The following is a 24,188-nucleotide window of genomic DNA, read 5'->3' on the forward strand; positions in this document are numbered from 1 at the left end:
GGCACGCTACTTGCCGATGCAGAAGCTGGCGAAGATGTGCCCGAGCAGGTCGTCGGCGCGGACCCGGCCGGTGATCTCGCCGAGCCGGTCGTGGGCCAGGCGCAGGGATTCGGACGCCAGTTCCAGCGCTTCGAGGGCCAATTGCGCGCGGGCCTCGGCCAGGGCCTCGGCGGCGCGCTGCAGGGCCTCGACGTGGCGGGCGCGGGCGGTGAACGCGCCCTCGCCGGCCGCGCCGGCGCCGGCCAGCTCGCGCAATCGCGCGTGCAGCGCATCCAGGCCCTGGCCGGTCCGCGCCGAGACCGCCAGCGCGTCGGCCGGCAGGGCCGGCGGCGCCGGCAGCAGGTCGGCCTTGTTGTACAGCCACAGCCGGCGCGGCGCCGCGGCCACGGCGTCGGCGACCGCGGCGCGGCCCGCGTCCGGCGCGCGCGCGTCGAGCACGACCAGGGCCAGGTCGGCGCGCTCGAGCTCGGCGCGGGCGCGGCGCATGCCCTCGCGCTCGATCGCGTCGCCGCCCTCGCGCAGGCCGGCGGTGTCGACCAAGGTCAGCTCGACGCCGTCGCTGCGGATGGTTTCGTGCAGCAGGTCGCGGGTGGTGCCGGCGAGCTCGGTGACGATCGCGCGCTCGCTGCCGGCGAGGGCATTGAGCAGCGAGCTCTTGCCGGCGTTCGGCGGGCCGACGATCACCGCGTGCAGGCCGTCGCGCAGGCGCCGGCCGCGCTCGGCGGCGCGCAGCAGCGCGGCCAGCGCGTCGGCGGTCGCGTCCAGGCGCGCGCGCAGCGGGGCGCCGCCGAGGGTGTCGAGCGGTTCGTCGGCGAAGTCGATCGCGGCCTCGACGTGCACCCGGATCGCCAGCAGGTCCTCGGCCAGCGCCTCCACCCGGCGCGAGAACTCGCCGTCGAGCGCGCGGCGCGCGGCGCGGGCGGCGTGCAGGTCGGCGGCGGCGATCAGGTCGGCCACCGCCTCGGCCTGGGCGAGGTCGAGCCGGCCTTCGAGGAAGGCGCGCTCGCTGAACTCGCCCGGGCGGGCGCGGCGCGCGCCCAGTTCGACGCAGCGGGCGACCAGCGCCTGCAGCACCGCCGGGCTGCCGTGCGCCTGCAGTTCGGCCACGTCCTCGCCGGTGTAGCTGGCCGGGGCGGCGAAGTACAAGGCGATGCCATCGTCGAGCACCGCGCCGGCGGCGTCGCGGAAGCGCGCGTAGTGGACCCGGCGCGGCGTCAGCGGCCGCGCGCAGATCGCCTCGGCGATGCGCCGCGCCTGCGGCCCGGACAGGCGCACGATGCCGACGCCGCCGGCGCCGGGAGCGGTGGCGATCGCGGCGATGGTGTCGCGGGCGGGGTCGGCGGGCATGGGCGTGGACGGTTCGATGGGGCTGCGAGGCCGGGCCGTAGCGCAGCCGCCGATGGGCAGGGATCGCAAGGATACGTCGTCGTCGCGCCGCGGCCCGCGTGCGCGGCCGCGGCGCTTCGATGCGCGCCGCCGTTCCCTCCCAGCCGGCCGCGCCGCGGTCCGCCGCTCCTCGGGCAAAAAAAGACCCGCCGGCGGCGGGTCTTTTCGTCGGGCGCGCCGCTCAGCCCTTGGCCGGCGCCTCGCTGTAGCGCTTGATCATCCACCACTGCTGCAGCAGGCCCAGCGCGCCGTTGGTCACCCAGTACAGCACCAGGCCGGCCGGGAAGAACGCGAACATCACGCCGAACACGATCGGCATCCACTGCATCATCTTGGCCTGCATCGGGTCCAGGCCGGTGGTGGGGTTGAGCTTCTGCGTGAACCACATGATCGCGACGTTGATCACCGGCAGCACGAAGTAGGGGTCGCGCGCGGTCAGGTCGGTGATCCAACCGATCCACGGCGCGTGGCGCAACTCGACCGACTCCGACAGCATCCAGTACAGCGCCAGGAACACCGGCATCTGCACCAGGATCGGCAGGCAGCCGCCGACCGGGTTGATCTTCTCCTTCTTGTACAGCTCCATCATCGCCATCTGGAACTTCTGGCGGTCGTCGCCGTAGCGTTCCTTGAGCTGCTGGATGCGCGGCTGGAACTTGCGCATCTTCGCCATCGATTTGTACTGCGCCGCCGACAGCGGGTACATCACCAGCTTGATCAGCAGCACCAGGCCGACGATGGCCCAGCCCCAGTTGCCGGTCAGCCGGTGGATCCAGGCCAGCACCGAGAACAGCCAGCCGGCGATCGCGGCCATGATGCTGAAGCTGCTGAAGTCCACCGCGCGGTCCAGGCCGGGCACGTTCTCCGCCTCGATCGCCTTGACCAGCTTCGGGCCGACCCACAGCCGCGCCTGCGTGCTCGCGGTCGCGCCGGGCGCGACGGTGACGCCGGGGCCGAGTTCGCGGATCAGGTACTGGGTGCCGCCCGCGCCCTGCGGCGTCGCCAGCGAGAAGGTGCTGTGATCGTTCGCGCCCGGGATCCACGCGGCGAAGAAGTGATGCTGCAGCATCGCGATCCAGCCGCCGGTGACCTGCTTGTTGAGCGGGCCGTCGTCGGCGAAGTCCTCGTACTTGCGCTTCTCGTACTTGTCGCCGCTGGAGTACCAGGCGGCGCCCTGGAAGCTGTACTGCTCGGCGCTGGTCGGGCCCTTGCGCACCAGCTCGCGCGGCACGCGGGTGAGCTGGCGGTAGACGTAGCCCTGCCACGGCGCCGCGCCGCGGTTGACCACCTCGTCGCGCACCTGCACCACGTAGTCGTTGCGGCGGAAGGTGTAGGTGCGGCGGATGGTGACGCCGTTGGGACCGGTCCAGACGAACGGCACCGTGATCTCGCGCGCGCCGTCGGCCAGCGCGTACTCGCGCTGCGCGGCTTCCGCACGGAAGCTGCCCTGGTGGGTCGGCGCCGGGCCGCTGCCGCTGACCCAGCCGCTCTGGGCGACGAAGTAGTTGGCGGGATCCTGCGCGAACAGCCGCACCGGCGGGCTGTCCGGGTCGTGCGTGCGCGGGTACTTGAGCAGGTCGGCCTGGCGCAGCTCGCCGCCGTCGAGCACCACCCGCAACACGTCGGTGGTGACCACGACCGGCGCGGCCGCCGCCGGAGCCGTGGGAGCCGCCGAGGCGGTGGCGGCGGGCGCGCCCGCCGCCGGGGCAGCCGGTACGGCGGGCACCGCCGCGGGCGCCGGCACGCTGGCGTCGACGGCCGCGGCCGCAGCGGCCGGCGCCGGCGGCGCGGCCTGCTCCTTGCCCCACTCCATCCACAGCAGCGTCGCCACCATCAGCCAGGCGAGGATCAGGAAAACGCGGGTCTGGTTCATCGGCGGGCGCTATTCGGCGGACAGGGGGGCTCGGCCGGCGCGGCGGCCGGCGCGGGGGCGGGTGGGGAAGCGGCCGGCATTGTGCCGGGCGCGGCCGGTGCGGGCAACGCGCCGGCGCGCCGCAGCAAGGCGCGCAACGCGGCGTCGAGCTCGGCGGCGCCGGCGGCCGCGGCCGGGGGCCGCGCCACCAGGACGTAGTCGCCCGGCGCCAGTTCGGCGCGCAGGCGGCGGAAGCTTTCGCGCAGGACGCGCTTGATCCGGTTGCGGCCGACCGCACGCGCGTCGACCTTGCGCGAGACCGCCAGGCCCAGCCGCGGCGGCTGGGCGCCAGCTTGCCAATGCAAAGCCAGCACGGGCAACGCCACGCGCCGGCCGTGCTGGAAGATGCGGTCGAAGTCGCTGCGCGCGCGTACCCGCGCGCTGCGCGGGAAGCGGGCCGGAACAGCCATGGCGGTCGCGGGGCGGCGCCGGCGCGGGGCCGGGCGGCCGCGCGCCGCAGCGGCGCTTAGGCCGACAGGCGCTTGCGGCCCTTGGCGCGGCGGCGGGCGAGGACCTTGCGGCCGTCGGCGGTCGCCATGCGCGCACGGAAGCCGTGGTCGCGCTTGCGCTTGAGGTTGCTGGGCTGGTAGGTGCGCTTGGTGGCCATGGTCGGCTCGGCGTAAACGACGGAAAAGACTCGGGATTCTAGGGCGAACCGGAACCGGGGTCAACTCGGCCGGGGGCTCTGGGGCTCTGGGGCTCTGGGGCTCTGGGGGCTCTGCTCTGGCCTTTGCCTTGGCTCGGGCTCGCGCCGGCCGGCCTTGGCTCCGGCGCTCCGGCGTGGCGAGATCGCTCGGTGCGGCCATCCAGTGCCCGCCGATCGGAATCACGGTCCGGGACACACGTCCGGCGCCCTTGCGGATGCATGGCGGCACCCCGGAACGGGCGGCATGTGGATGCCGCGCGCCGGGCCGGCCCGCCCGTCCCGGCGGGCGGGGCCCCGGCCGCCGCCGGCCGGAAGGCGATTCGATCGCCGGGATGCGCCGCGCCACGCCGGCGGCACCCGCCGGCACGCCGGTCGCCGCGCGCCCGGCAGCGGGCGCCTTCAACCCGGTGGTCCGCCGGTTTCTGCGCGCCGTGGCCGGCGCTCGCGCTGCTGGCGGGCCCGTCCCGCAGGGCGCGGCCGACCTCACATCCTGTGGACTAACCTGTACACGCGCCTGTGGACAAGTCCTGTTCCGCGACCGGGCGCGGTGATAGGCTGACCGACCCCCTCCCTCCGTTCGCCGCGATCGCCGATCGCGCCGACGGCGGCTTTTCGCCCGCGCGCGACGCCGCCCCAAGCCTCAGAAGTACCGATCCGATGGATGCCTGGCCCCGCTGCCTCGAACGCCTAGAAGCCGAACTGCCGGCCGAAGATGTCCACACCTGGCTCAAGCCGCTGCAGGCCGCGCGCCGCGACGACGTCACCGTGCTGTACGCGCCCAACGCGTTCGTGGTCGAGCACGTGCGCGAGCGCTACCTGGCCCGGATCCGCGAGCTGCTGGCCCATTTCGCCGGCAGCGCCGAGGTGAGCCTGGAGATCGGCTCGCTGCCGCGCGCCAGCGCCCCGGCGCCGGCGGCGATCGCCCCGCCCACGGGCCGCGGCATCGACGCGCCGGCGCGCCCGGCGCCCTCGGCCGAGCCGTTCCACAGCCATCTGGACAGCCACTACACCTTCGACAACTTCGTCGAGGGCCGCAGCAACCAGCTCGGCCGCGCCGCGGCCTGGCAGGCCGCGCAGAAGCCGGGCGACCGCGCCCACAACCCGTTGCTGCTGTATGGCGGCACCGGCCTGGGCAAGACCCACCTGATGTTCGCCGCCGGCAACGCGATGCGCGCGAACAACCCGCAGATGCGGGTGCTGTACCTGCGCAGCGAGCAGTTCTTCAGCGCGATGATGAAGGCGCTGCAGGACAAGACCATGGACCAGTTCAAGCGCCAGTTCCAGCAGGTCGACGCGCTGCTGATCGACGACATCCAGTTCTTCGCCGGCAAGGACCGCACCCAGGAGGAGTTCTTCCACACCTTCAACGCGCTGTTCGACGGCAAGCAGCAGATCATCCTGACCTGCGACCGCTACCCGCGCGAGGTCGAAGGCCTGGAGCCGCGGCTGAAGTCGCGCCTGGCCTGGGGGCTGAGCGTGGCGATCGAGCCGCCGGACTTCGAGACCCGGGCGCAGATCGTGCTGAGCAAGGCGCGCGAGCGCGGCGCGGCGATCCCCGAGGAAGTCGCGTTCCTGCTGGCCAAGAAGATGCGCAGCAACGTGCGCGACCTCGAGGGCGCGCTCAACACCCTGGCCGCGCGCGCCAACTTCACCGGCCGCGCGATCACCGTCGAATTCGCCCAGGAGACCCTGCGCGACCTGCTGCGCGCGCAGCAGCAGGCGATCGGCATCCCCAACATCCAGAAGGTGGTGGCCGACTACTACGGCCTGCAGATCAAAGACCTGCTGAGCAAGCGGCGCACGCGCTCGCTGGCGCGGCCGCGGCAGATGGCGATGGCGCTGGCGAAGGAACTGACCGAGCACTCGCTGCCGGAGATCGGCGACGCCTTCGCCGGCCGCGACCACACCACCGTGCTGCACGCCTGCCGGCAGATCCGCACGCTGATGGAAACCGACGGCAAGCTGCGCGAGGACTGGGACAAGCTGATCCGCAAGCTCAGCGAGTGACGGTCGCGACCGCGCGCGGCTGCCCGCGAGTCCCGGCCCGGCGCCGGGACTTTTCGTTTCCGCCCGGCCGCGGATTTCGCATCTCGGCCCGGCGCGGACATACTTATCCGCAGTTCCGGTCGGGCAAGCCGTGCATGCGGCGGGCACAAGCTGTGGACAATTCGCGCGCCGTCCGCATGCGCTAGAGTTGTCCACAGTTTGTCCGCTGTTTGCGCGGCCGCTTTTACCGGAGTTTCACGCGCTATAAAATCCTTGTAGATCAATGGCTTGAGTGGTGTTTCCCCGGTTTCGGCCGGCTCCACCGCCACCACGCTTTTGATTTATTCCACACCTTTTGTATTGGCACGGGGACGGGGTCCGCATGCGTTTCAGCCTCCAACGCGAAGTGTTTCTCAAGCCGCTCGCTCAAGTCGTCAACGTGGTCGAGCGCCGTCAGACCTTGCCGGTGCTGGCCAACCTGCTGGTGCAGGTGCAGGACGGGCAGCTCTCGCTGACCGGCACCGACCTCGAGGTCGAGATGGTCTCGCGCATCCAGGTCGACGAGGCGCAGGACGGCGAGACCACGATTCCCGCGCGCAAGCTGTTCGAGATCGTTCGCGCCCTGCCCGACGGCAGCAAGGTCACCGTCTCGCAGAGCGGCGACAAGATCGCGGTGCAGGCCGGCCGTTCCCGCTTCAGCCTGTCGAGCCTGCCGGCGAACGACTTCCCGTCGATCGACGAGGTCGAGGCCACCGAGCGGGTCAAGGTGCCGGAAGCGGCGCTGAAGGAGCTGATCGAACGCACTGCGTTCGCGATGGCCCAGCAGGACGTACGCTATTACCTCAACGGCCTGCTGTTCGACCTGCGCGAGGCCAGCCTGCGCTGCGTGGCCACCGACGGCCACCGCCTGGCCCTGTGCGAGGCGACGCTGGAGCACAACGGCGCCAAGCGCCAGCTGATCGTGCCGCGCAAGGGCGTGCAGGAATTGCAGCGCCTGCTCGAAGGCGGCGAGCGCGAGCTCGAACTGGAGATGGGGCGCAGCCACCTGCGGGTCAAGCGCGACGACGTCACCTTCACCAGCAAGCTGATCGACGGTCGCTTCCCGGACTACGAGGCGGTGATCCCGATCGGCGCGGACCGCGAGGTGCGGATCGAGCGCGAGGCACTGCGCGCGGCGCTGCAGCGCGCGGCCATCCTGTCGAACGAGAAGTACCGCGGCGTGCGCCTGGAAGTCTCGCCCGGGTTGCTCAAGATCAGCGCGCACAATCCGGAGCAGGAGGAAGCGCAGGAAGAGGTCGAGGCCGATACCCGCGTCGACGACCTCGCGATCGGTTTCAACGTCAACTACCTGCTCGACGCCCTGACCGCGCTGCGCGACGAGCACGTGGTGCTGGCGCTGCGCGACGCCAATTCCTCGGCGCTGGTGCGCGAGGCGGCGAACGAGCGCTGCCGCCACGTGGTGATGCCGCTGCGGCTGTAGCGCCATCGCCGGCGAAGGCGGCAAGCCAAGCCAGGCCGGGCCCCAAAGGCCCGGCCTTTTTGTTGCCCGCCGCCGGCATCCAAAGCGAGCAGCTTCGCCGCCGTGCCGTCGCCGCGGGCCGCGGGCCGCTTGCCCTTGGTACGCTCTCACATCGCAACCGCGGAATGCAGATCCTCGGCCGCGTCGCCGGTGCCAGCCGCGCGGCTGTTCCGCCTGCGGTGTTCCACGTGAAACCCGACGAGCAATGGCCGGTTCCAGGTTGTGCCGTCCCCTCGGCTAGACTGGCGCCTCCATGCACGTCACCCGCCTCGAACTGCGCGGCCTGCGTCGCTTCGCCGCGCTCCGCCTCGCCCCCGCTCCCGGCCTGAACCTGATCACTGGCGATAACGGCGCCGGCAAGACCAGCGTGCTCGAAGCGCTGCACCTGATGGCCTACGGCCGGAGCTTCCGCGGCCGGGTCCGCGACGGGCTGATCCGCAGCGGCGATCCGGCGCTGGAGGTGTTCGTCGAATGGCGGGAGCGGGCGGCGGCCGCGGCCGTCCCGGAAATCGCCGACGCCGATGGGTCCCCTCTGCGGACGCGTCGCGCCGGCCTGCGCCATACCGGGCAGGCCTGGACCGGGCGGCTGGACGGCAGCGACGTCGCCAGCCTGGGGGAGCTGTGCGCCGCGTTGGCGGTGATCACTTTCGAGCCCGGCAGCCACGCCTTGATCACCGGCGGGGGCGAGGCCCGCCGGCGCTACCTGGATTGGGGCCTGTTCCACGTGGAACACGGTTTCCTGCCGCTGTGGCGCCGCTATGTCCGGGCGCTGAAGCAACGCAACGCCCTGCTCAAGGCCCGGGCCCGCGACGCGCAGCTGGACGCCTGGGATCGAGAGCTCGCCGAGGCGGGCGAGCCGCTCAGCCGCTGGCGCGAACGCTATCTGGACGAGTTGCAACCCCGCTTCGCCGCGGTGTTGGCGCAGCTGGCCCCCGCCTTGGGCGCAGCCGAGCTGGAGTACCTGCCCGGCTGGCGCCGCGACGAATGGCCGCTGGGCGACGCGCTGCTGCTGGCGCGCGAGCGCGACCTGGCCGCCGGCTACACCAGCGTCGGTCCGCACCGGGCCGATTGGAGGATCCGCTTCGCCGCGTTGCCCGGTCGCGAAGCCCTGTCGCGCGGCCAGGCCAAGCTGACCGCGCTGGCCGCATTGCTGACCCAGGCCGAACACCACGCTGCGGTGCGGGGCGAATGGCCGGTGGTGGCGTTGGATGATCTGGCCTCGGAACTGGACCGTCATCACCAAGGCCGGGTGCTGCAGCGGTTGCGTGGCTGCCAAGCGCAGGTGTTCATCACGGGCACCGAGGCGCCGGCGGCCTTGGCCGACGCGGAAGTCGCGCGGTTCCACGTGGAACATGGCTCGGTGATCGGCTGATCGGCGCAGCGGCTATGTCGGCGCGGCAAGCCGCCGCAGGCCCTCGATGCATCGAAGAAGCGCGACCTGCGCCGGGCACTCCCTCTTCCATCCGGCGGCCGGGCCGAACGCCTCGGCTGGGATGCGCCGCGTCTTCGATGGCGCAGTCCACGAGTCTGGAGGCGGAACCTATCCCGCGGCTGAGCGCCTCGCCGCGGGGCCTGCGCGGCCCCCGGAGCCACGCCGGGGCGTCGGCACGGGCCTGTTATACTCCCGGTTCGTATAGCTAATGTGTCTCGACGCGTCCGGCCACCGCCGCGATCCGCGTCGCCGGAGCCTGCCGCCGCATGACCCAACACGAGCAAGATCCCGCTCAGACCCCGTCCACGCCCGACGCCGCGCCCGTCTACGACTCCAGCCGGATCACCGTGCTGCGAGGCCTGGAAGCCGTGCGCAAGCGGCCGGGCATGTACATCGGCGACGTGCACGACGGCACCGGCCTGCACCACATGGTGTTCGAGGTGGTCGACAACTCGATCGACGAGGCCTTGGCCGGCTTCGCCGACGACATCATCGTGACCATCCACGAGGACGGCTCGGTCTCCGTGCAGGACAACGGCCGCGGCATCCCGGTCGACATCCACAAGGAAGAGGGGCGCTCGGCGGCCGAGGTCATCATGACCGTGCTGCACGCCGGCGGTAAGTTCGACGACAACAGCTACAAGGTCTCCGGCGGCCTGCACGGCGTCGGCGTGAGCGTGGTCAACGCGCTGAGCGAGAAGCTGACGCTCGACATCTGGCGCGACGGCTACCACCACCAGCAGGAATACGCGCTGGGCGAACCGCTGTACCCGCTCCGGCAACTCGAACCCTCGACTCGCCGCGGCACGCTGACGCGCTTCTGGCCGTCGGCGGCGATCTTCAGCGACGTCGAGTTCCATTACGACATCCTGGCCAAGCGCCTGCGCGAACTGTCGTTCCTGAACTCCGGCGTCAAGATCACCCTCGCCGACGAACGCGGCGAGGGCCGCCAGGACGTATTCCAGTACGAAGGCGGCATCCGCTCCTTCGTCGAGCACCTGGCGCAGCTGAAGACGCCGCTGCACCCGAACGTGATCGCGGTGTCGGGCGAGCAGAACGGGATCGGCGTGGACGTCGCCCTGCAATGGACCGACGCCTACCAGGAAACGATGTTCTGCTTCACCAACAACATCCCGCAGAAGGACGGCGGCACCCACCTGGCCGGCTTCCGCGCCGCGCTCACCCGCACCCTCAGCAACTACATCGAGCAGAACGGCCTGGCCAAGCAGGCCAAGATCGCCCTGTCCGGCGACGACATGCGTGAAGGCATGATCGCGGTGCTGTCGGTCAAGGTGCCGGACCCGAGCTTCTCCAGCCAGACCAAGGAGAAGCTGGTCAGTTCCGAGGTGAAGCCGGTCGTTGAGAGCGTGTTCGGCGCTCGTTTGGAGGAGTTCCTCCAGGAGCACCCGCTCGAGGCGCGCGCCATCGCGGAGAAGGTGGTGGACGCCGCCCGCGCCCGCGAGGCCGCGCGCAAGGCGCGCGAGCTGACCCGGCGCAAGGGCGCGCTCGACATCGCCGGGCTGCCGGGCAAGCTCGCCGACTGCCAGGAGAAGGACCCGGCGCTGTCCGAGCTGTTCATCGTCGAGGGCGACTCGGCGGGCGGCTCGGCCAAGCAGGGCCGCAACCGCAGGAACCAGGCGGTGCTGCCGCTGCGCGGCAAGATCCTCAACGTCGAGCGCGCGCGCTTCGACCGCATGCTCTCCTCCGCCGAGGTCGGCACCCTGATCACCGCGCTCGGCACCGGCATCGGCAAGGACGAGTACAACCCCGACAAGCTGCGCTACCACCGCATCATCATCATGACCGACGCGGACGTGGATGGCAGCCACATCCGCACCCTGCTGCTGACCTTCTTCTACCGGCAGATGCCGGAGCTGATCGAGCGCGGCCACGTCTACATCGGCCTGCCGCCGCTGTACAAGATCAAGCAGGGCAAGAACGAGCTGTACCTGAAGGACGACGCGGCGCTCGACGCCTACCTCGCCAACAGCGCGGTCGAAGGCGCCTCGCTGGTGCCGGCCGCGGGCGAGCCGGCGATCGTCGGCGAACAGCTGGAGAAGCTGCTGCTGGCCTACGCCGGCGCGCGCGAGGTGATCGCGCGCAGCGCGCACCGCTACGACGCCAGCGTGCTCGAGGCGCTGATCGACGCCGCGCCGCTGGACAGCGCCGCGCTCGGCGACGGCGAAGCGCTGCGGCGCCAGCTGGGCGCGATCGAGGCGCGCCTGAACCGCAGCGGCCTGGGCAAGCCGCGCTATACCCTGGAGCTGCACGCCGGCGACGGCCGCCCGGCCGCGCTGCTGGTCAAGCGCCGGCACATGGGCGAGGAGCTGACCCAGGTGTTGCCGCTGAGCGCGTTCGAGAACGGCGAATTGCGCGCGGTGCGCGAGGCCGCGGCTCTGCTGCACGGGCTGATCCGCGACGGCGCGCAGATCCAGCGCGGCAACCGCACCCAGCCGGTGGCCAGCTTCGCCGAGGCGCAGGCCTGGCTGATGGAAGAAGCCAAGAAGGGCCGACAGATCCAGCGCTTCAAGGGCCTGGGCGAGATGAACCCGGAGCAGCTGTGGGAAACCACGGTCAACCCCGACACCCGGCGCCTGCTGCAGGTGCGGATCGAGGACGCGGTCGCGGCCGACCAGATCTTCTCCACCCTGATGGGCGACGTGGTCGAGCCGCGCCGCGAGTTCATCGAGGACAATGCGCTGAAGGTCGCCAACCTGGACGTGTGAGGCGTGTGGCTGGCGCATGCGCAGGCCTGCGCCGCGCTCGCCTCGACGCCGTCGCGCAGGCGATCGCGCCCGGCGCGCGGCGGCCGACCGGCCGCCGCGTCCCGGCCGCGTCCGAACGGTCGCCTCGCCGCTCGCCCGGTTGCCCTCAAGAACCGCATTGACGAACCGTTAATCCGAGTCCCGCTACAACCCGGCCACCGATTCACGTTGGGGATCCGCGCGCGATGAAACTGGATTCGAGGACGCTGCCGCGCTCCGCGCCGGCCTGGGCCGCAGTGGCGGTCGCGGCCGTGGTCGCCGCCTGCGCCACCACCACCTCGCCGACCGGCCGCCGCCAGTACGTCGGCGCGGTCTCGCAGGCGCAGCTCGACCAGCTCGGCGCGCAGGCCTTCGCCGAGGCCAAGGCCAAGCAGAAGCTGAGCACGGACGCGCGCCAGAACGCCTACGTGCGCTGCGTCGCGGACGCGATCACCCGGCAACTGCCGGCCGGGTGGCAGCGCACCTGGGAGGTCGCGGTGTTCGCCGACCCCTCGGCCAACGCCTTCGCCCTGCCCGGCGGCAAGATCGGCGTGAACACCGGCATCTTCACCGTCGCCAAGACCCAGGACCAGCTCGCGGCGGTGATCGCGCACGAGGTCGGCCACGTCGTCTCCCGTCACCACGACGAACGCATCACCCGCCAGCAGGGCGCCTCGACCCTGCTCGGCCTCGGCAGCGCCCTGCTCGGCAGCGCCTACGGCTCCACCGCTGGCGACGCCGCCGGCCAGCTCGGCGGCGTCGCCGCGCAGACCCTGTTCCTGCTGCCCAACTCGCGCCAGCAGGAAAGCGAGGCCGACGTGGTCGGCCAGCAGCTCGCCGCGCAGGCCGGCTTCGACCCGCGCCAGGCGGTCAACCTGTGGCAGAACATGATCGCCGCCGGCGGCAGCCGGCCGCCGCAGTGGCTGTCCACGCACCCCGATCCGCAGGCGCGCCTGCAGGAGCTCGGCGCGCGCGCCGGCTCGCTGATGCCGACCTACGAGCAGGCCCGCGCCGCCGGCCGTACGCCCAAGTGCGGATGAGCGCGGAGAAAAACGCATCGACCCCGTATCCCACAGCCCCGCGTTTCTGGTAGCGTGTCGGCCCCCCGGCCCCGCGCCGTCATCGCCGGCCCGCGGCAGCGAATTCGAGGTGCATATCCATGAGCAAGCTCTCCGTCCGTAACCGCACCGTGCTGGCGGCGGCCATCGGCGCCGTACTCGCGTTCGGCGCGATCAGCCAGGTCAGCGCGCAGTCCGCGCAGGAGCGCGCCGAGCAGCGCCGCGCCCGCCAGGCGGAGCGCGCCGGCAAGCAGGAGAAGCCGGCCGACGAATACCCGCAGGCCACGCGCAAGTCGCCCGACATCAAGGCCTCGTCCAAGGCCGGGTCGAAGCTGCAGAAGCTGGTCAAGCTCTACGAGGACGAGAAGCCGGCCGAGGCGCGCGCGCTCGCCGACGAGATCATCGGCAACGCCTCGTTCAACGCCTACGACCGCTCCTTCGCCGCGCAGATCGGCGCCCAGGCCGCCTACGACGCCGACGACACCGCCGCGGCGATGGACTACCTCAAGAAGGCGATCGAGTTCAACGGCCTGGACAACAACGCCCACTTCGGCGCGATGTTCATGCTCGCCCAGCTGCAGCTGCAGGAAGACCAGTACGAGCAGTCGCTGCAGACGCTCGACCGCTTCTTCGCCGAGTCCAAGAGCACCAAGCCCGAGCACTTGGTGATCAAGGGCAACGCCCTGTACCGCCTGGAGCGCTATCCCGAGGCCGCCGCCGTGCTCAAGCAGGCCATCGACGCCTCGCCGGAGCCGCGCAACGACTGGCAGCAGCTGCTGATGGCGGCCTACAACGAAGGCGGCCAGAGCGCCGAGGCGGTCAAGATCGCCGAGAACCTCGCGGCCAAGAACCCGAACGACAAGCGCGCCCAGCTCAACCTCGCCGTGGTCTACCAGCAGGCCGACATGCTGGACAAGGCCGCCGGCGTGCTCGAGAAGCTGCGCGCCAGCGGCCAGCTGACCGACGACAAGGAATACCGCCAGCTCTACGCCACCTACCTCAACATGGACGGCAAGGAGAAGGAGGCGGTCGCGGCGATCAACGACGGCCTGCAGAAGGGCGTGCTCAAGCCCGACTACCAAGTCTACGTCGCGCTCGCGCAGGCATACTATTTCTCCGACCAGTTCGGCCCCGCCATCGACGCCTACCGCAAGGCGGCGCCGCTGGCGCCCGACGGCGAGACCTATCTCAATCTCGCCCGTCTCCTGTGGCAGGAAGACCGCATTCCGGAGGCCAAGGAAGCGGCCCAGCAGGCGATCGCCAAGGGCGTGAAAAAGCCCGAGGACGCCAAGAAGATCCTCGCTTTGCCTGCCAAGTAAGGCAAAGCGAAACTTCCCGGTCGGGCTTGGTAGCGCTGGTCCGATTTGGTATATGCTAGGAAGTTCCCGTGACCGGTAACCGGTTTCTGGGAGCATGTTGACGGCCCGCGGCGCCCTGGCGTCCGGTAACACCTCCGAGCTACGGCGCATGACGCAAGACTTCGAAATCCACCCTCATACCGATGAAGAACGCGAAGGTCTGAACTGGGCGCGCATCGCCGGTATCACCATGGCGATCGCGGTGCATGCCGCCGCGCTGCTGTTGCTGCTCGCGCCGATGGCGCCGCCGGCCCAGCAGGAGCGCAAGGAAGAGGTCACCTTCGTCAACATCATCAAACCGCCCCCGCCGCCCCCGCCCCCGCCGCCGCCGCCGCCGGAGCCGCCGAAAGAGCTGAAGCCGCCGCCGAAGATCGCGCCGCCGCAGCCGACGCAGCTCCCGCCGCCGCCGGAAGAGCCGCCGATCGTGGTCGAGGATCCGAGCCCGGTCGACGTCGAGGCACCGCCGCCGGCGCCGCCGGCGCCGCCCGCGCCGGCCACGACGATCGAGTCGAGCGTGGATCCGTCCTCGCGGCGCCTGAACCCGCCGAAGTACCCGCCGACCGAGGCCCGCCAGGGCATCGGTGGCACCGTGGTGCTGATCATCAGCATCGACGGCCAAGGCAATGTGCTTGATGTCTCGGTCGAGAAGTCGAGCCGCAACCGCAACCTCGACCGTGCCGCCATGGACGCAGCCCGGAAGTGGAAGTTCAACCCGGAGATGCGCAACGGCGTCGGCGTTCCCAGCCGCGTCCGCGTCCCCGTCGACTTCGTCCCGCCGACCTGACCGGTCGGCCGGGGCCTCTTCCCGCAACACGTAACAACTTCTTCCCATTCCACGACACTCAAAGGTAAGCGTCATGCTGCAGGAAACCACCACCGCCGCTGCGACCGGAGCCGGGGGCAACGCCCAGGCGCTTCAGCAGATGAGCTTCGCCCATCTGCTGCAGAACTTCGATCTGGTCGGCTGGATCGTCTTCCTTACCCTCGCCCTGATGTCGGTGATGTCGATCTACTGGATCGTCGTCAACTTCATCAAGAACATGCGCCTGCGCGCCACGTCGGACCGCGTCATCAGCACGTTCTGGGAAACCCCGAACGCGCAGGACGCCATCCGCTACATGGAAGAGCAGCCGCGCTTCGAGCCGTTCTCGAAGATCGCCCTCGACGCCGCCCAGGCCGCGGCGCACCACCAGCGCCACGAAGGTTCGCGCCTGGTCGAGTCGCTGAACCGCTCCGAGTTCGTCGACCGCGCCCTGCGCCAGGGCGTGACCCGCGAGAGCTCCAAGCTCGAGGCCGGCCTGACCGTGCTCGCCACCGTCGGTTCGACCGCGCCGTTCGTCGGCCTGCTCGGCACCGTGTGGGGCATCTACCACGCCCTGATCCGCATCGGCGCCACCGGCCAGGCGTCGATCGACGCCGTCGCCGGCCCGGTGGGCGAGGCGCTGATCATGACCGCGATCGGTCTGTTCGTCGCGATTCCGGCGGTGCTGGCGTACAACTTCTTCACCCGCATGAATCGCGTCACTAACAACAAGTTCGATACCTTCGCGCACGATCTGCACGACTTCTTCGCCACCGGCGCTCGCGTCGGCGAAGCGGCCGTCAAGCGCTGATGCGGTCGTAACACCGACGCCCTTTCGAAGCAGGTTGGAGTTCGGACATGGCCTTTAGTGCAGGCAACGACAGCGGCGGCCCGATGGCCGAAATCAACGTCACGCCGCTGGTCGACGTGATGCTGGTGCTGCTGATCATCTTCATGATCACCGCACCGTTGATGTCGCATAAGGTCAAGGTCGACCTTCCCGAAGCGAACCTCGACAAGCGCGAGGAACTCGCTCCCCCCGTACCGCCGATCACCCTGGCGGTACGCGAGGACGGCTCGCTGTTCTGGAACGACGAGCCGATCAACAAGGACCTGCTCGAAAGCCGGCTGTCGGTGGAAGCGCAGAAGACCCCGCAACCGCAGATCAACGTCCGCGGCGACAAGACGACCAAGTACCGCATCGTCAGCGAAGTGGTGCAGATCGCGCAGGCCCAGGGCATGCGCAAGGTCGGCTTCGTGGCGACCAAGGAACGCTGAGCGCAACCGGAGACTCACGTTATGGCATTCAGTTCCGGCTCCGGCCGCGGTTCCCCGATGGCGGACATCAACGTCACCCCGCTGGTGGACGTGATGCTGGTGCTGCTGATCATCTTCATGGTCACGGCGCCGACCCTGTCGTATCCGATCGACGTCAACCTGCCGCAGAAGTCGATCAACCCGCCGCCGCAGACCAAGACGCCGCCGCCGCCGATCTCGCTGCGGATCGACGCCTCGGGCCAGGTGTACTGGAACAACGCGCCGCAGCCGCTGGACGCGCTGCAGGGGCTGATGGAGGCCGAGGTCCAGAAGGACCCGACCAACCAGCCCATGCTCGAGATCGAAACCAGTCCGGATTCGGACTACGGCATCCTGGCCAAGGTCCTGGCCAAGGCCAAGAACGCAGAAATGGAAAAGATCGGCTTCGTCCAGAACCAGTGACGAAGACCGAACGGGTTTGACGCTTACCGTCGTGAACGCCGCCTCCGGGCGGCGTTTTTTTGCGCGCTTGCCGGGGCGGGGCGGCGGGCGTGGCGTGGAGGCGGCATGGGGTCCGAAGGAGCCAAGGTCAGGGCCGTCTCCGCCTGCCTCCGCAACGACCGCGCGCGGCCGGCGAAGCCGCCGCGATCAACGTCACCCCGCGGGTCGACGTGTGCCGGTGCCGCTGGTGATCTTCATGGTCGCCGCGGCGGTGGCCGTGCGGCGACCTGCGCCGGCCGCGGCCGGGCTCAGCGGGACGATGCCGCCGCCGCCGTCGGTGCCGGGGATCGACCCGCCGGCGGTTTCGCCTGGACGGCGTCGCGCGGGATGCCGACGCGCTGGCGGCGGTGCCGACCGACCTGGCGCGAGGCGCGCCCGGAACGGTGCCGCGGATCGAGGCCGCGGCCTAGCCGACTACCCGGATTCGCCGGCGCGCTGGCGCAGGCGCGACGGCGGGGGCGGTATCGCCCTGCCCGAGCCGTGCCTCGGACCGTGCACGCGATCAACCGCGATCGAAGAGTTCGAGGCGTGCGACGCGCGCACTGCGCGGCGGTGGCCCGTTTACGAAAGCGGAAGCAGGGACTGCGAGCGCCTTGTCGAAACAGAGGGTGGGCTGGCCGTGCGCGGACGTTGCGACGGTAGCGCTCGAATGCCGAAGCCGACGGCGCGCGGCATCGGCGGCGCTTCCGCCGAAGTGAGAACAGATGCGGTCAGGCCGACTCCGGTCGCGACCGAACCACGCGCGACGGATCGCCGCGGCTGTGTCGAAATGGGCGCCGTGCCGCGTACCGGGCTTGCGGGGCTGCGATGCGGTTGCCTAGGCGCCGGCTCGCGACGCGGCCCTGCCAGCCGGGGATGCCGGCGAGGATCCGCAGGCGGTTGCTTACCGTCATGGCGAGGCCGTCGTAGCACCTCGCCGATCAGCGCATGGCCGATCGAGACTCCAGCACCCCGGCACCGCGGTGGGAACGGAGCGAGAACGGATCGCCGCGGCTGTGTCGAAACGGGCGCCGTGCCGCTTGCCGGGGCTTGCGAGGCTGCGATGCGGCGGCCAGGCGCCGGTTCCGCGCCGGCTCGCGACGCGGCCCTGCCAGCCGGGGATGCCGGCGAGGATCCGCAGGCGGTTGCGTACCGTCACGGCGAGGCCGTCGTACAGCGCCTCGCCGATCAGCGCATGGCCGATCGAGACTCCAGCACTCCGGCACCGCGGTGGGAACGGAGCGAGAACGGATCGCCGCGGCTGTGTCGAAACGGGCGCCGTGCCGCGTGCCGGGGCTTGCGGGGCTGCGATGCGGCGGCCAGGCGCCGGTTCCGCGCCGGGTCGCGAAGCGGCCCTGTCAGCCGGGGATGCCGGCGAGGATCCGCAGGTAATTGCGTACCGTCACGGCGAGGCCGTCGTACAGCGCCTCGCCGATCAGCGCATGGCCGATCGAGACTTCCAGCACGCCCGGCACCGCGGCGAGGAACGGACCGAGATTGGCCTGGCTGAGGTCGTGGCCGGCGTTGACGCCGAGGCCGGCGCCCTGGGCGCGGCGCGCGGCCTCGGCGAAGTGCGCGGCCATCGCCGCGCCGGTGCCGGCTGCGTGCGCCTCGGCGTAGGGGCCGGTGTACAGCTCGACCCGGTCGGCGCCGCTCGCCGCGGCCGCGCCGATGCTGTCGCGCGCGGCCGCGGTATGCGCGTCGGCGAACAGGCTGACCCGGCAGCCCAGCGCCTTCAGCGCGGCCACGTGCGGGCGTAGCCGGTCGAGATCGTGGCGGAAGTCGAAACCGTGGTCGGACGTGAGCTGGCCGTCGGCGTCCGGCACCAGCGTCGCCTGCGCCGGCCGCGCCTGCTCGCACAGGGCGAGCAGGCCCGGATAGCCGGGCCGCGGCGGCGCGAACGGATTGCCCTCGATGTTGAACTCGGCGCGGTAGGCGCGGGTCAGCTCGGCCAGGGCGAGCACGTCGTCGGCGCGGACGTGGCGCGCGTCCGGGCGCGGGTGCACGGTGATGCCGTGGGCGCCGGCCTCGAGGCAGGCCTGCGCGGCGCGGACCACGTCCGGCTCGCGGCCGCCGCGCGAATTGCGCAGCACGGCGATCTTGTTGACGTTGACGCTGAGCAAGGTCATCGCGGCGCGAGCATAGCAGTTCGCGCCGGCGCGGCCCGTGGCGCGGCGACGCCGGCCCACCCACGCGCACGCGGGCGGCGTGCAAGCGCGGGTCAGACGGCGGGCGGGCTCGGCGGTTGCCCTGCGCGGCGCGCTTCGGCCTGCTCGCGCAGGCGGCGCAGTTCGGCCGGGTCGAGGATCAGCGCCGCGTCGCGACTGTGGCTGCCCACGCGTTGCGCCAGCAACGCCATCACCCAGGCCAGCCCCAACGCCAGCGCGGCCAGCAGGCAGACCAGCAGGATCGCGACCGAGGAGGTCTTGAACGCGATCGCGAGCGCGACCAGCGCCAGCAGCAGGTAGAGCCAGTGCATCGCGACGATGCTCCATGGGGGCGACGGGTGCCGGCAGTGTAGCCCGCCGCTTCGCGCCGGCCGCGGCCGGCCGCCCGGCCGCGGCGACCGTCGGTCGCCCCGGCGACGGCGCCCGCCGCGGCCGCGGTCGCCCTTGGCGGTATCGCCGTCGGGCCGACCGCCCGAGGCCGGACTCGCGGAACCGAAGCGCCGCATGCAAGTGCGTGGCAAAGCGCGGAGGCGGGGCAACGCACCGCCGGCGTCCGCCGCGTGCCGGGGCCACGGCGAAGCGGGCCCTCCTGCCGCCCCTCCCCGGACCCGCAGCGGCCGCCGGTGATGCCCGCAAGAACGCGCGCCGCGCCGCCGGACGGGGCGGGCGCGAACGGCGTGCGGTGCGAAGGCCTGCCGGCGAACCCCGGCTCGCGTCCATGTTCCCGCCCTCGCCCGCGCGCCGTCCGCCGCGGGTCAAAGAAGCGGCGACACCAGGCGCGCCAGCGCCTCGGGCAAGCGGCTGCGCCACAGCGGCTGCGCGCGATCGGGCCGCACCCGCGGCGCCATCGAGCACTCGTGCTGGATCAACTGCGCCAGCTGCGCGGCCACCCCGGCGTCGCGGAACAGCACCGACACCTCGAAGTTGAGGCGGAAGCTGCGGTGGTCGAAGTTGGCGCTGCCGAGGATGGCGAGGTCGTCGTCGCACAGCAGCGCCTTGCTGTGCAGCATGCGCGGGCCGTACTCGTGGATCTTGACCCCGGCCTGGAGCAGTTCGTCGAAGTAGGAACGCGCCGCGTAGGTGACCACGCGGCTGTCGCAGCGCCTGGGCACCAGCAGGCGCACATCGAGCCCGCCGAGCGCGGCCGAGGTCAGCGCCATGCGCGCGGCCTCGCCGGGCACGAAGTACGGCGTGACCAGCCACACCCGGCGCCGCGCGGCGTGGATCGCGCCGACCTGCAGGCGGTGGATCGCCTCCCAGGACGAATCCGGGCCGGACACCAGCACCTGCGCGGCGATCGGCCCGGGCTGCGGCGCCGGGCGGTGCAGGCGCAGCGGCGGCTCGCCGGTGGCGTAGGCCCAGTCCTCCAGGAACACCAGCTCCAGCTCGCGCACCACGTCGCCCTCCAGGCGCAGGTGCAGGTCGCGGAACGCGTCCTCGCGCAGGCGCTCGTCCTGGTCGTCGGTGACGTTGATGCCGCCGGTGAAGCCGATGCGGCCGTCGATCACCACGATCTTCCGGTGCGTGCGCAGGTTCAGCCACGGCCGCCGCCAGAACCAGCGCAGCTTCATCGGATGGAACCAGGCGACCTCGGCGCCGGCGTCGCGCAGCGGGCGCAGGAAGCGCTCGCGGGTGCGCCCGGAACCGACCGCGTCGAGCAGCAGCCGCACCTGCACCCCGGCGCGGGCGCGCTCGATCAGGGCGTCGCGCAGCGCGGTGCCGGTGCGGTCGGGCAGGAAGATGTAGTACTCCAGGTGCACGTGCTCGCGCGCCTGCGCGATCGCCTCCAGCAGCGCCCGGTACTTGGCGGCGCCGTCGACCAGCAGGCGCACGTCGGTGGCGGTGCTCGGCGGCAGGCCGGTGGTGGCCTGGGCCAGGCGCGCCAGTTCGATCGCGTCGGGGCTCGGGTCCAGGCCTTCCGGCGGCGGCGGCAGCGCGGCGCGGGCGCGGGTCCGGCGCAGGCGTTGGCGGGTGATCCGCTGCGGGCCGAAGAAGTAGTAGATCAGGAAGCCCAGATAGGGCAGCGCGGCCAGGCTGATCAGCCAGCTCAGCGTCGCCACCGGCTCGCGTTTCTGCAGCACGATCCACAGGCCCAGGCCGACCAGATAGCCGAGCCAGCCCAGGGTCAGGTAGAAGCCCAGGTCCGGGATCGAGGCGAACGCCTCCCGGGCGCTGCGCAAGGCGTCGAGCATGCGGGTCTCGCTGAACCGTTCAGAGGCGTGTCGTCGCAAGGGCTGCGACGGCCGGGACCTAGGATAGCCAGGAAGCCCCCTTTCCCGCCTTTCGCCGCGGCAGGGCATCCGGAGCCCCTCTCCAGAGTATCGCCGACGCCCACTCTGGCCCTTGCCCTGTCCGTTAGAAGGACAGCGGCGCGGTGGCCGGCGGGGAGGTCGCTCCGGGTGGCACCGGGGGCGGAGGGTCCCGTGAGTTGGTTTGGAGGCCGGTTGTGGACGCGCGCAAACCCCAGGCACCGATCAAGGGCCGCGGCGCCGCCTCGTACGTGGACGGGCGCTATGCCAAGACCGTGGCCCGCGGCGAGGACGACGGCTGGGGCTCGGTGTACGAGGACCTGCTCGAGCCGCCGCACCCGGACACGCGCGTGACCGAGGAGCGCGCGCGCAGCGTCGTCAGCCGCAACGACTCGCCCGACGTCGGCTTCAGCCAGTCGGTGAACCCGTACCGCGGCTGCGAGCACGGCTGCGTGTACTGCTTCGCCCGGCCCTCGCACGCTTATCTCGACCTGTCCCCGGGCCTGGACTTCGAGACCCGGCTCTACGCCAAGACCAACGCCGCCGAGCGCCTGCAGGCCGAGCTGGCCAGGCCCGGCTACCGCTGCTCGCCGATCGCGCTGGGCATCAACACCGACAGCTACCAGCCGATCGAGCGCCGCTACCGCATCACCCGTTCGCTGATCGAGGTGCTGTCGGCCTGCTCGCACCCGTTCAGCCTGATCACCAAGAACGCCGCGGTGGTGCGCGACCTGGACCTGATCGCGCCGATGGCCAGGCGCGGCCTGGTCACCGTGTATTTCTCGGTGACCTCGCTCGACAACAAGCTCTCGGCGCGGATGGAGCCGCGCGCCTCGGCCCCGCACGCGCGGCTCAAGGCGATCCGCGCGCTGAGCGAAGCCGGCGTGCCGGTCGGGGTGATGGTCGCGCCGACCATCCCGATGATCAACGACCGCGAGCTCGAGCACATCCTCGAAGCCGCGCGCGAGCACGGCGCCGGCGCCGCGGGTTACGTGCTGCTGCGCCTGCCGCACGAACTCAAGCAGATCTGGCGCGAGTGGCTGGAGCTGCATTACCCGGACCGCGCCGCGCACGTGATGAGCCTGATCCGGCAGATGCGCGGCGGCAAGGACTACGACAGCACGTTCGGCGCGCGCATGCGCGGCGAAGGCCCGTTCGCGCAGCTGATCGCGCAGCGCTTCGCCAAGGCGCACAAGCGCCTGGGCTTCGGCCGGCTGCCGCCGCTGGATACCGGCCAGTTCGTGCCGCCGCGCAAGCCTTCGCCGCAGGGCGAACTGTTTTGAGGCCGGGGTGACAACACGGGGGCGGGAAGCGACAGGCCGGCGCCGGCGCGCACGTTCCTCCACTTCCCCCTCTCGCTACCCCTTCCATCTCCGCTTCAAGGCCACAAGGGCCCGCCCAGCCACAGCCAGCGCGCCATCCAGGCGCTGGCCAGGCCGAGCAGCGCGGTCAGCGGCAGGCCGATGCGCAGGAAGTCGGCGAAGCGGTACTGGCCGGGGCCGAGGATCAGCAGGTTGCCGTGGTGGCCGATCGGGGTGAGGAACGCGACCACCGCGCCGAGCGCGGTGCAGACCACGAACGGCGTCGCCGGCAGCTGCAGCGATTGCGCCACCTCGACCGCGATCGGCCCGAGCAGCACCGTGGTGGCCGCGTCCGACAGGATCTGGGTCAGCAGCGCGGCGACGCCGAACATCACCACCAGCACCGCCAGCGCCGGCCAGTGTGCGATCAGGTGCAGCAGGCCGCCGGCGAGCAGCTGCGCGGTGCCGGTGCGTTCCATGGCGATGCCGAGCGGGATCACCCCGGCGATCATCACGAAGATGCGCACGTCGATCTCGCGGTAGGCCTGGTCGACGTCGACGCAGCGCGTCACCACCATCGCCACCGCGCCGAGCAGGAACGCCAGCGGCGCCGGCAGCCATTCGGTCGCCGCGGCGAGCACCGTCGCGGCCAGAATCGCCAACGCGATCGGCGCGCGCACCCGCCGCCGCGCCTCGCCGGCGAACGGCACCAGCATCAGGAAGCCGTGGTGCGCCGCGAGCTCGGCGAAGCGCGAGGGCTTGCCCCACAGCACCAGCAGGTCGCCCTCGCGCAACGGCGCGTCGGAGGCCCGCAGCGGCAGGCTGCCGTCGCGCCGCCACAGCCCGGCGATCACCGCGCGAAAACGGCCGGCGAAATTCAGCTCGCGGACGCTGCGGCCGATGAACTCCGAGCCCGGCGCGAGCACCGCCTGCACCAGCTGCGCCGGGCCGTCGCCGTCGACGCGGTCGCCGTAGCGGGCGATCGCGTGCAGTTCCAGCCCCGGGTCGTCGTGCAGCGAGGCCAAGGCATCGGCCGAGGCTTCGACCAGCAGCAGGTCGCCGGCGATCAGCGGGCTGGCGTCGGTGAGGTCCTCGCGCAGGCGGCGGTCGCGGACCCAGCCGAGCAGGCGGAACTTGTCGCCCAGTTCCTTGCGCAGTTCGGCCAGCGGCCGCGTGCTCCAGCGCGAGCCCTCGACCACCAGCAGCTCGGTGCGGTAGCGGTCCAGGCGCAGGTAGTCCTCGTCGGCGAGCGCGCCGAAACGCCTGGGCAGCAGCCAGCGCGCCGCCAGCATGTACAGCACGCCGAGCGCGACCAGCAGCAGGCCGATCGGCGTGATCGAGAAGATACCCAGGCCCGGCGCGCCGGCGCGCTCGATCAGGTCGTCGGCGAGCAGGAAGGCCGGTGCGCTGACCAGGGTCAGGGTGGTGCCGAGCGAGGCCGCGAACGACATCGGCATCAGCAGCCGCGACACCGACAGGCCGCGGGCGCGGGCGAAGCGCGACAGGATCGGCAGCATCATCGCCGTCACCATCACGTGATGGGTGAACGACGAAAGCATCGCCACCGCCGGCATGGTCACCGCGATCGCGCGCGTCTCGCTGCGCCCGGCGGCGCGGCCGATCGCCTGGCCGATGCGCTCGGTCAGGCCGGTGGCGGCGAGCGCGCCGGAGATCACGAACACCGCGGCGACGATGATCGCCGCCTCGCTGGCGAAGCCGGACAGCGCCTGGCGCGGCTCGAGCAGGCCGGTCAGGACCAGGGCGAGCAGGGTCAGCATCGCGGTGACGTCGACGCGCAGGCGCTCGCTGACGAACAGATACAGGCTTCCGGCCAGGATCAGCAGGAACAGCAGGGGTTGCGCGTCCATGCCCGGCATTTTGCGGCAAAAT

At 71.6% G+C, this 24,188-nt stretch carries 19 protein-coding genes and 1 pseudogene; 11 read left to right on the top strand and 9 right to left on the bottom strand.

Annotation, left to right across the window (positions count from 1 at the left end):
• Positions 1 to 6 precede the first annotated feature (6 nt).
• The 4 genes from mnmE to rpmH form a co-directional block, all read right to left on the bottom strand.
• Positions 7 to 1,347, bottom strand: a complete 1,341-nt coding sequence (gene mnmE, locus EDC50_RS09735; RefSeq protein WP_123770265.1) for a tRNA uridine-5-carboxymethylaminomethyl(34) synthesis GTPase MnmE — start codon at positions 1,345 to 1,347, stop codon at positions 7 to 9.
• Positions 1,348 to 1,567: 220 nt separating this feature from the next.
• Positions 1,568 to 3,259, bottom strand: coding sequence for a membrane protein insertase YidC (yidC, locus tag EDC50_RS09740; RefSeq protein WP_123770266.1), 1,692 nt, complete (start codon positions 3,257 to 3,259; stop codon positions 1,568 to 1,570).
• Positions 3,256 to 3,708 (bottom strand): ribonuclease P protein component, encoded by a 453-nt coding sequence (gene rnpA / locus EDC50_RS09745; protein WP_123770267.1) that lies wholly within the window; start codon positions 3,706 to 3,708, stop codon positions 3,256 to 3,258. The genes yidC and rnpA overlap by 4 nt, the downstream gene beginning before the upstream one ends.
• Before the next feature lie 56 nt (positions 3,709 to 3,764).
• Positions 3,765 to 3,905, bottom strand: coding sequence for a 50S ribosomal protein L34 (rpmH, locus tag EDC50_RS09750; protein WP_123770268.1), 141 nt, complete (start codon positions 3,903 to 3,905; stop codon positions 3,765 to 3,767).
• 696 nt (positions 3,906 to 4,601) lie between these two features.
• On the opposite strand from rpmH, the gene dnaA reads away from it, so the two are divergent.
• From dnaA to EDC50_RS09800, 10 genes are all read left to right on the top strand, one after another.
• Positions 4,602 to 5,951: a chromosomal replication initiator protein DnaA gene (gene dnaA / locus EDC50_RS09755; protein WP_123770269.1), complete on the top strand. Its 1,350-nt coding sequence runs from the start codon at positions 4,602 to 4,604 to the stop codon at positions 5,949 to 5,951.
• Between the two features lie 361 nt (positions 5,952 to 6,312).
• On the top strand, positions 6,313 to 7,410 hold the full coding sequence (gene dnaN / locus EDC50_RS09760) for a DNA polymerase III subunit beta (RefSeq protein WP_123770270.1): 1,098 nt from the start codon (positions 6,313 to 6,315) through the stop codon (positions 7,408 to 7,410).
• A 292-nt stretch (positions 7,411 to 7,702) separates the two neighbouring features.
• Entirely contained in the window at positions 7,703 to 8,821 is a 1,119-nt protein-coding gene (gene recF, locus EDC50_RS09765; protein WP_123770271.1) for a DNA replication/repair protein RecF, read from the top strand.
• A gap of 326 nt (positions 8,822 to 9,147) precedes the next feature.
• Complete coding sequence (gyrB, locus tag EDC50_RS09770) at positions 9,148 to 11,607, top strand: DNA topoisomerase (ATP-hydrolyzing) subunit B (protein ID WP_123770272.1); 2,460 nt, start codon at positions 9,148 to 9,150, stop codon at positions 11,605 to 11,607.
• A 224-nt stretch (positions 11,608 to 11,831) separates the two neighbouring features.
• A complete protein-coding gene (locus EDC50_RS09775) occupies positions 11,832 to 12,665 on the top strand; it encodes a M48 family metallopeptidase (protein WP_123770273.1) in 834 nt (277 codons plus the stop codon).
• Between the two features lie 119 nt (positions 12,666 to 12,784).
• Complete coding sequence (locus tag EDC50_RS09780; RefSeq protein ID WP_123770274.1) at positions 12,785 to 14,002, top strand: tetratricopeptide repeat protein; 1,218 nt, start codon at positions 12,785 to 12,787, stop codon at positions 14,000 to 14,002.
• 148 nt (positions 14,003 to 14,150) lie between these two features.
• Complete coding sequence (locus EDC50_RS09785) at positions 14,151 to 14,825, top strand: energy transducer TonB (RefSeq protein WP_123770436.1); 675 nt, start codon at positions 14,151 to 14,153, stop codon at positions 14,823 to 14,825.
• Positions 14,826 to 14,898: 73 nt separating this feature from the next.
• Positions 14,899 to 15,654, top strand: coding sequence for a MotA/TolQ/ExbB proton channel family protein (locus EDC50_RS09790; RefSeq protein ID WP_123770275.1), 756 nt, complete (start codon positions 14,899 to 14,901; stop codon positions 15,652 to 15,654).
• Between the two features lie 47 nt (positions 15,655 to 15,701).
• The gene (locus EDC50_RS09795; RefSeq protein WP_123770276.1) at positions 15,702 to 16,121 is read left to right on the top strand and encodes an ExbD/TolR family protein; all 420 of its coding nucleotides are present in this window, start codon (positions 15,702 to 15,704) and stop codon (positions 16,119 to 16,121) included.
• Between the two features lie 21 nt (positions 16,122 to 16,142).
• The gene (locus EDC50_RS09800; RefSeq protein ID WP_123770277.1) at positions 16,143 to 16,562 is read left to right on the top strand and encodes an ExbD/TolR family protein; all 420 of its coding nucleotides are present in this window, start codon (positions 16,143 to 16,145) and stop codon (positions 16,560 to 16,562) included.
• Positions 16,563 to 17,703: 1,141 nt separating this feature from the next.
• Here the strand turns inward: EDC50_RS09800 and EDC50_RS09805 are convergent.
• From EDC50_RS09805 to cls, 4 genes and pseudogenes are all read right to left on the bottom strand, one after another.
• Positions 17,704 to 17,790 (bottom strand): annotated as a pseudogene (locus EDC50_RS09805) (pyridoxine 5'-phosphate synthase); the annotation flags it as partial.
• A gap of 148 nt (positions 17,791 to 17,938) precedes the next feature.
• Positions 17,939 to 18,709 (bottom strand): pyridoxine 5'-phosphate synthase, encoded by a 771-nt coding sequence (locus tag EDC50_RS09810; RefSeq protein WP_123770278.1) that lies wholly within the window; start codon positions 18,707 to 18,709, stop codon positions 17,939 to 17,941.
• Between the two features lie 92 nt (positions 18,710 to 18,801).
• Positions 18,802 to 19,059: a hypothetical protein gene (locus EDC50_RS09815; RefSeq protein ID WP_123770279.1), complete on the bottom strand. Its 258-nt coding sequence runs from the start codon at positions 19,057 to 19,059 to the stop codon at positions 18,802 to 18,804.
• A gap of 444 nt (positions 19,060 to 19,503) precedes the next feature.
• The gene (gene cls, locus EDC50_RS09820) at positions 19,504 to 20,940 is read right to left on the bottom strand and encodes a cardiolipin synthase (RefSeq protein WP_123770280.1); all 1,437 of its coding nucleotides are present in this window, start codon (positions 20,938 to 20,940) and stop codon (positions 19,504 to 19,506) included.
• 254 nt (positions 20,941 to 21,194) lie between these two features.
• Here cls and EDC50_RS09825 point away from each other — a divergent pair, with 254 nt between their 5' ends.
• Positions 21,195 to 22,280 carry a PA0069 family radical SAM protein gene (locus EDC50_RS09825; RefSeq protein ID WP_123770281.1) on the top strand — a complete coding sequence of 362 codons (1,086 nt, stop codon included), beginning with the start codon at positions 21,195 to 21,197 and terminating at the stop codon, positions 22,278 to 22,280.
• A gap of 95 nt (positions 22,281 to 22,375) precedes the next feature.
• Here EDC50_RS09825 and EDC50_RS09830 read toward each other — a convergent pair whose 3' ends face one another.
• The gene (locus EDC50_RS09830; RefSeq protein ID WP_123770282.1) at positions 22,376 to 24,166 is read right to left on the bottom strand and encodes an SLC13 family permease; all 1,791 of its coding nucleotides are present in this window, start codon (positions 24,164 to 24,166) and stop codon (positions 22,376 to 22,378) included.
• Positions 24,167 to 24,188 lie beyond the last annotated feature (22 nt).

The sequence above is a fragment of the Vulcaniibacterium tengchongense genome (assembly GCF_003814555.1).
GTDB lineage: Bacteria > Pseudomonadota > Gammaproteobacteria > Xanthomonadales > Xanthomonadaceae > Vulcaniibacterium > Vulcaniibacterium tengchongense.

Coding starts and splice junctions, on each gene's coding strand:
- rpmH (WP_123770268.1), bottom strand. CDS start 3,905: ATGGCCACCAAGCGCACCTACCAGCCCAGCAACCTCAAGCGCAAGCGC.
- recF (WP_123770271.1), top strand. CDS start 7,703: ATGCACGTCACCCGCCTCGAACTGCGCGGCCTGCGTCGCTTCGCCGCG.
- cls (WP_123770280.1), bottom strand. CDS start 20,940: ATGCTCGACGCCTTGCGCAGCGCCCGGGAGGCGTTCGCCTCGATCCCG.
- rnpA (WP_123770267.1), bottom strand. CDS start 3,708: ATGGCTGTTCCGGCCCGCTTCCCGCGCAGCGCGCGGGTACGCGCGCGC.
- EDC50_RS09830 (WP_123770282.1), bottom strand. CDS start 24,166: ATGGACGCGCAACCCCTGCTGTTCCTGCTGATCCTGGCCGGAAGCCTG.
- EDC50_RS09815 (WP_123770279.1), bottom strand. CDS start 19,059: ATGCACTGGCTCTACCTGCTGCTGGCGCTGGTCGCGCTCGCGATCGCG.
- mnmE (WP_123770265.1), bottom strand. CDS start 1,347: ATGCCCGCCGACCCCGCCCGCGACACCATCGCCGCGATCGCCACCGCT.
- EDC50_RS09785 (WP_123770436.1), top strand. CDS start 14,151: ATGACGCAAGACTTCGAAATCCACCCTCATACCGATGAAGAACGCGAA.
- gyrB (WP_123770272.1), top strand. CDS start 9,148: ATGACCCAACACGAGCAAGATCCCGCTCAGACCCCGTCCACGCCCGAC.
- EDC50_RS09810 (WP_123770278.1), bottom strand. CDS start 18,709: ATGACCTTGCTCAGCGTCAACGTCAACAAGATCGCCGTGCTGCGCAAT.
- yidC (WP_123770266.1), bottom strand. CDS start 3,259: ATGAACCAGACCCGCGTTTTCCTGATCCTCGCCTGGCTGATGGTGGCG.
- EDC50_RS09775 (WP_123770273.1), top strand. CDS start 11,832: ATGAAACTGGATTCGAGGACGCTGCCGCGCTCCGCGCCGGCCTGGGCC.
- EDC50_RS09795 (WP_123770276.1), top strand. CDS start 15,702: ATGGCCTTTAGTGCAGGCAACGACAGCGGCGGCCCGATGGCCGAAATC.
- dnaN (WP_123770270.1), top strand. CDS start 6,313: ATGCGTTTCAGCCTCCAACGCGAAGTGTTTCTCAAGCCGCTCGCTCAA.
- dnaA (WP_123770269.1), top strand. CDS start 4,602: ATGGATGCCTGGCCCCGCTGCCTCGAACGCCTAGAAGCCGAACTGCCG.
- EDC50_RS09780 (WP_123770274.1), top strand. CDS start 12,785: ATGAGCAAGCTCTCCGTCCGTAACCGCACCGTGCTGGCGGCGGCCATC.
- EDC50_RS09790 (WP_123770275.1), top strand. CDS start 14,899: ATGCTGCAGGAAACCACCACCGCCGCTGCGACCGGAGCCGGGGGCAAC.
- EDC50_RS09800 (WP_123770277.1), top strand. CDS start 16,143: ATGGCATTCAGTTCCGGCTCCGGCCGCGGTTCCCCGATGGCGGACATC.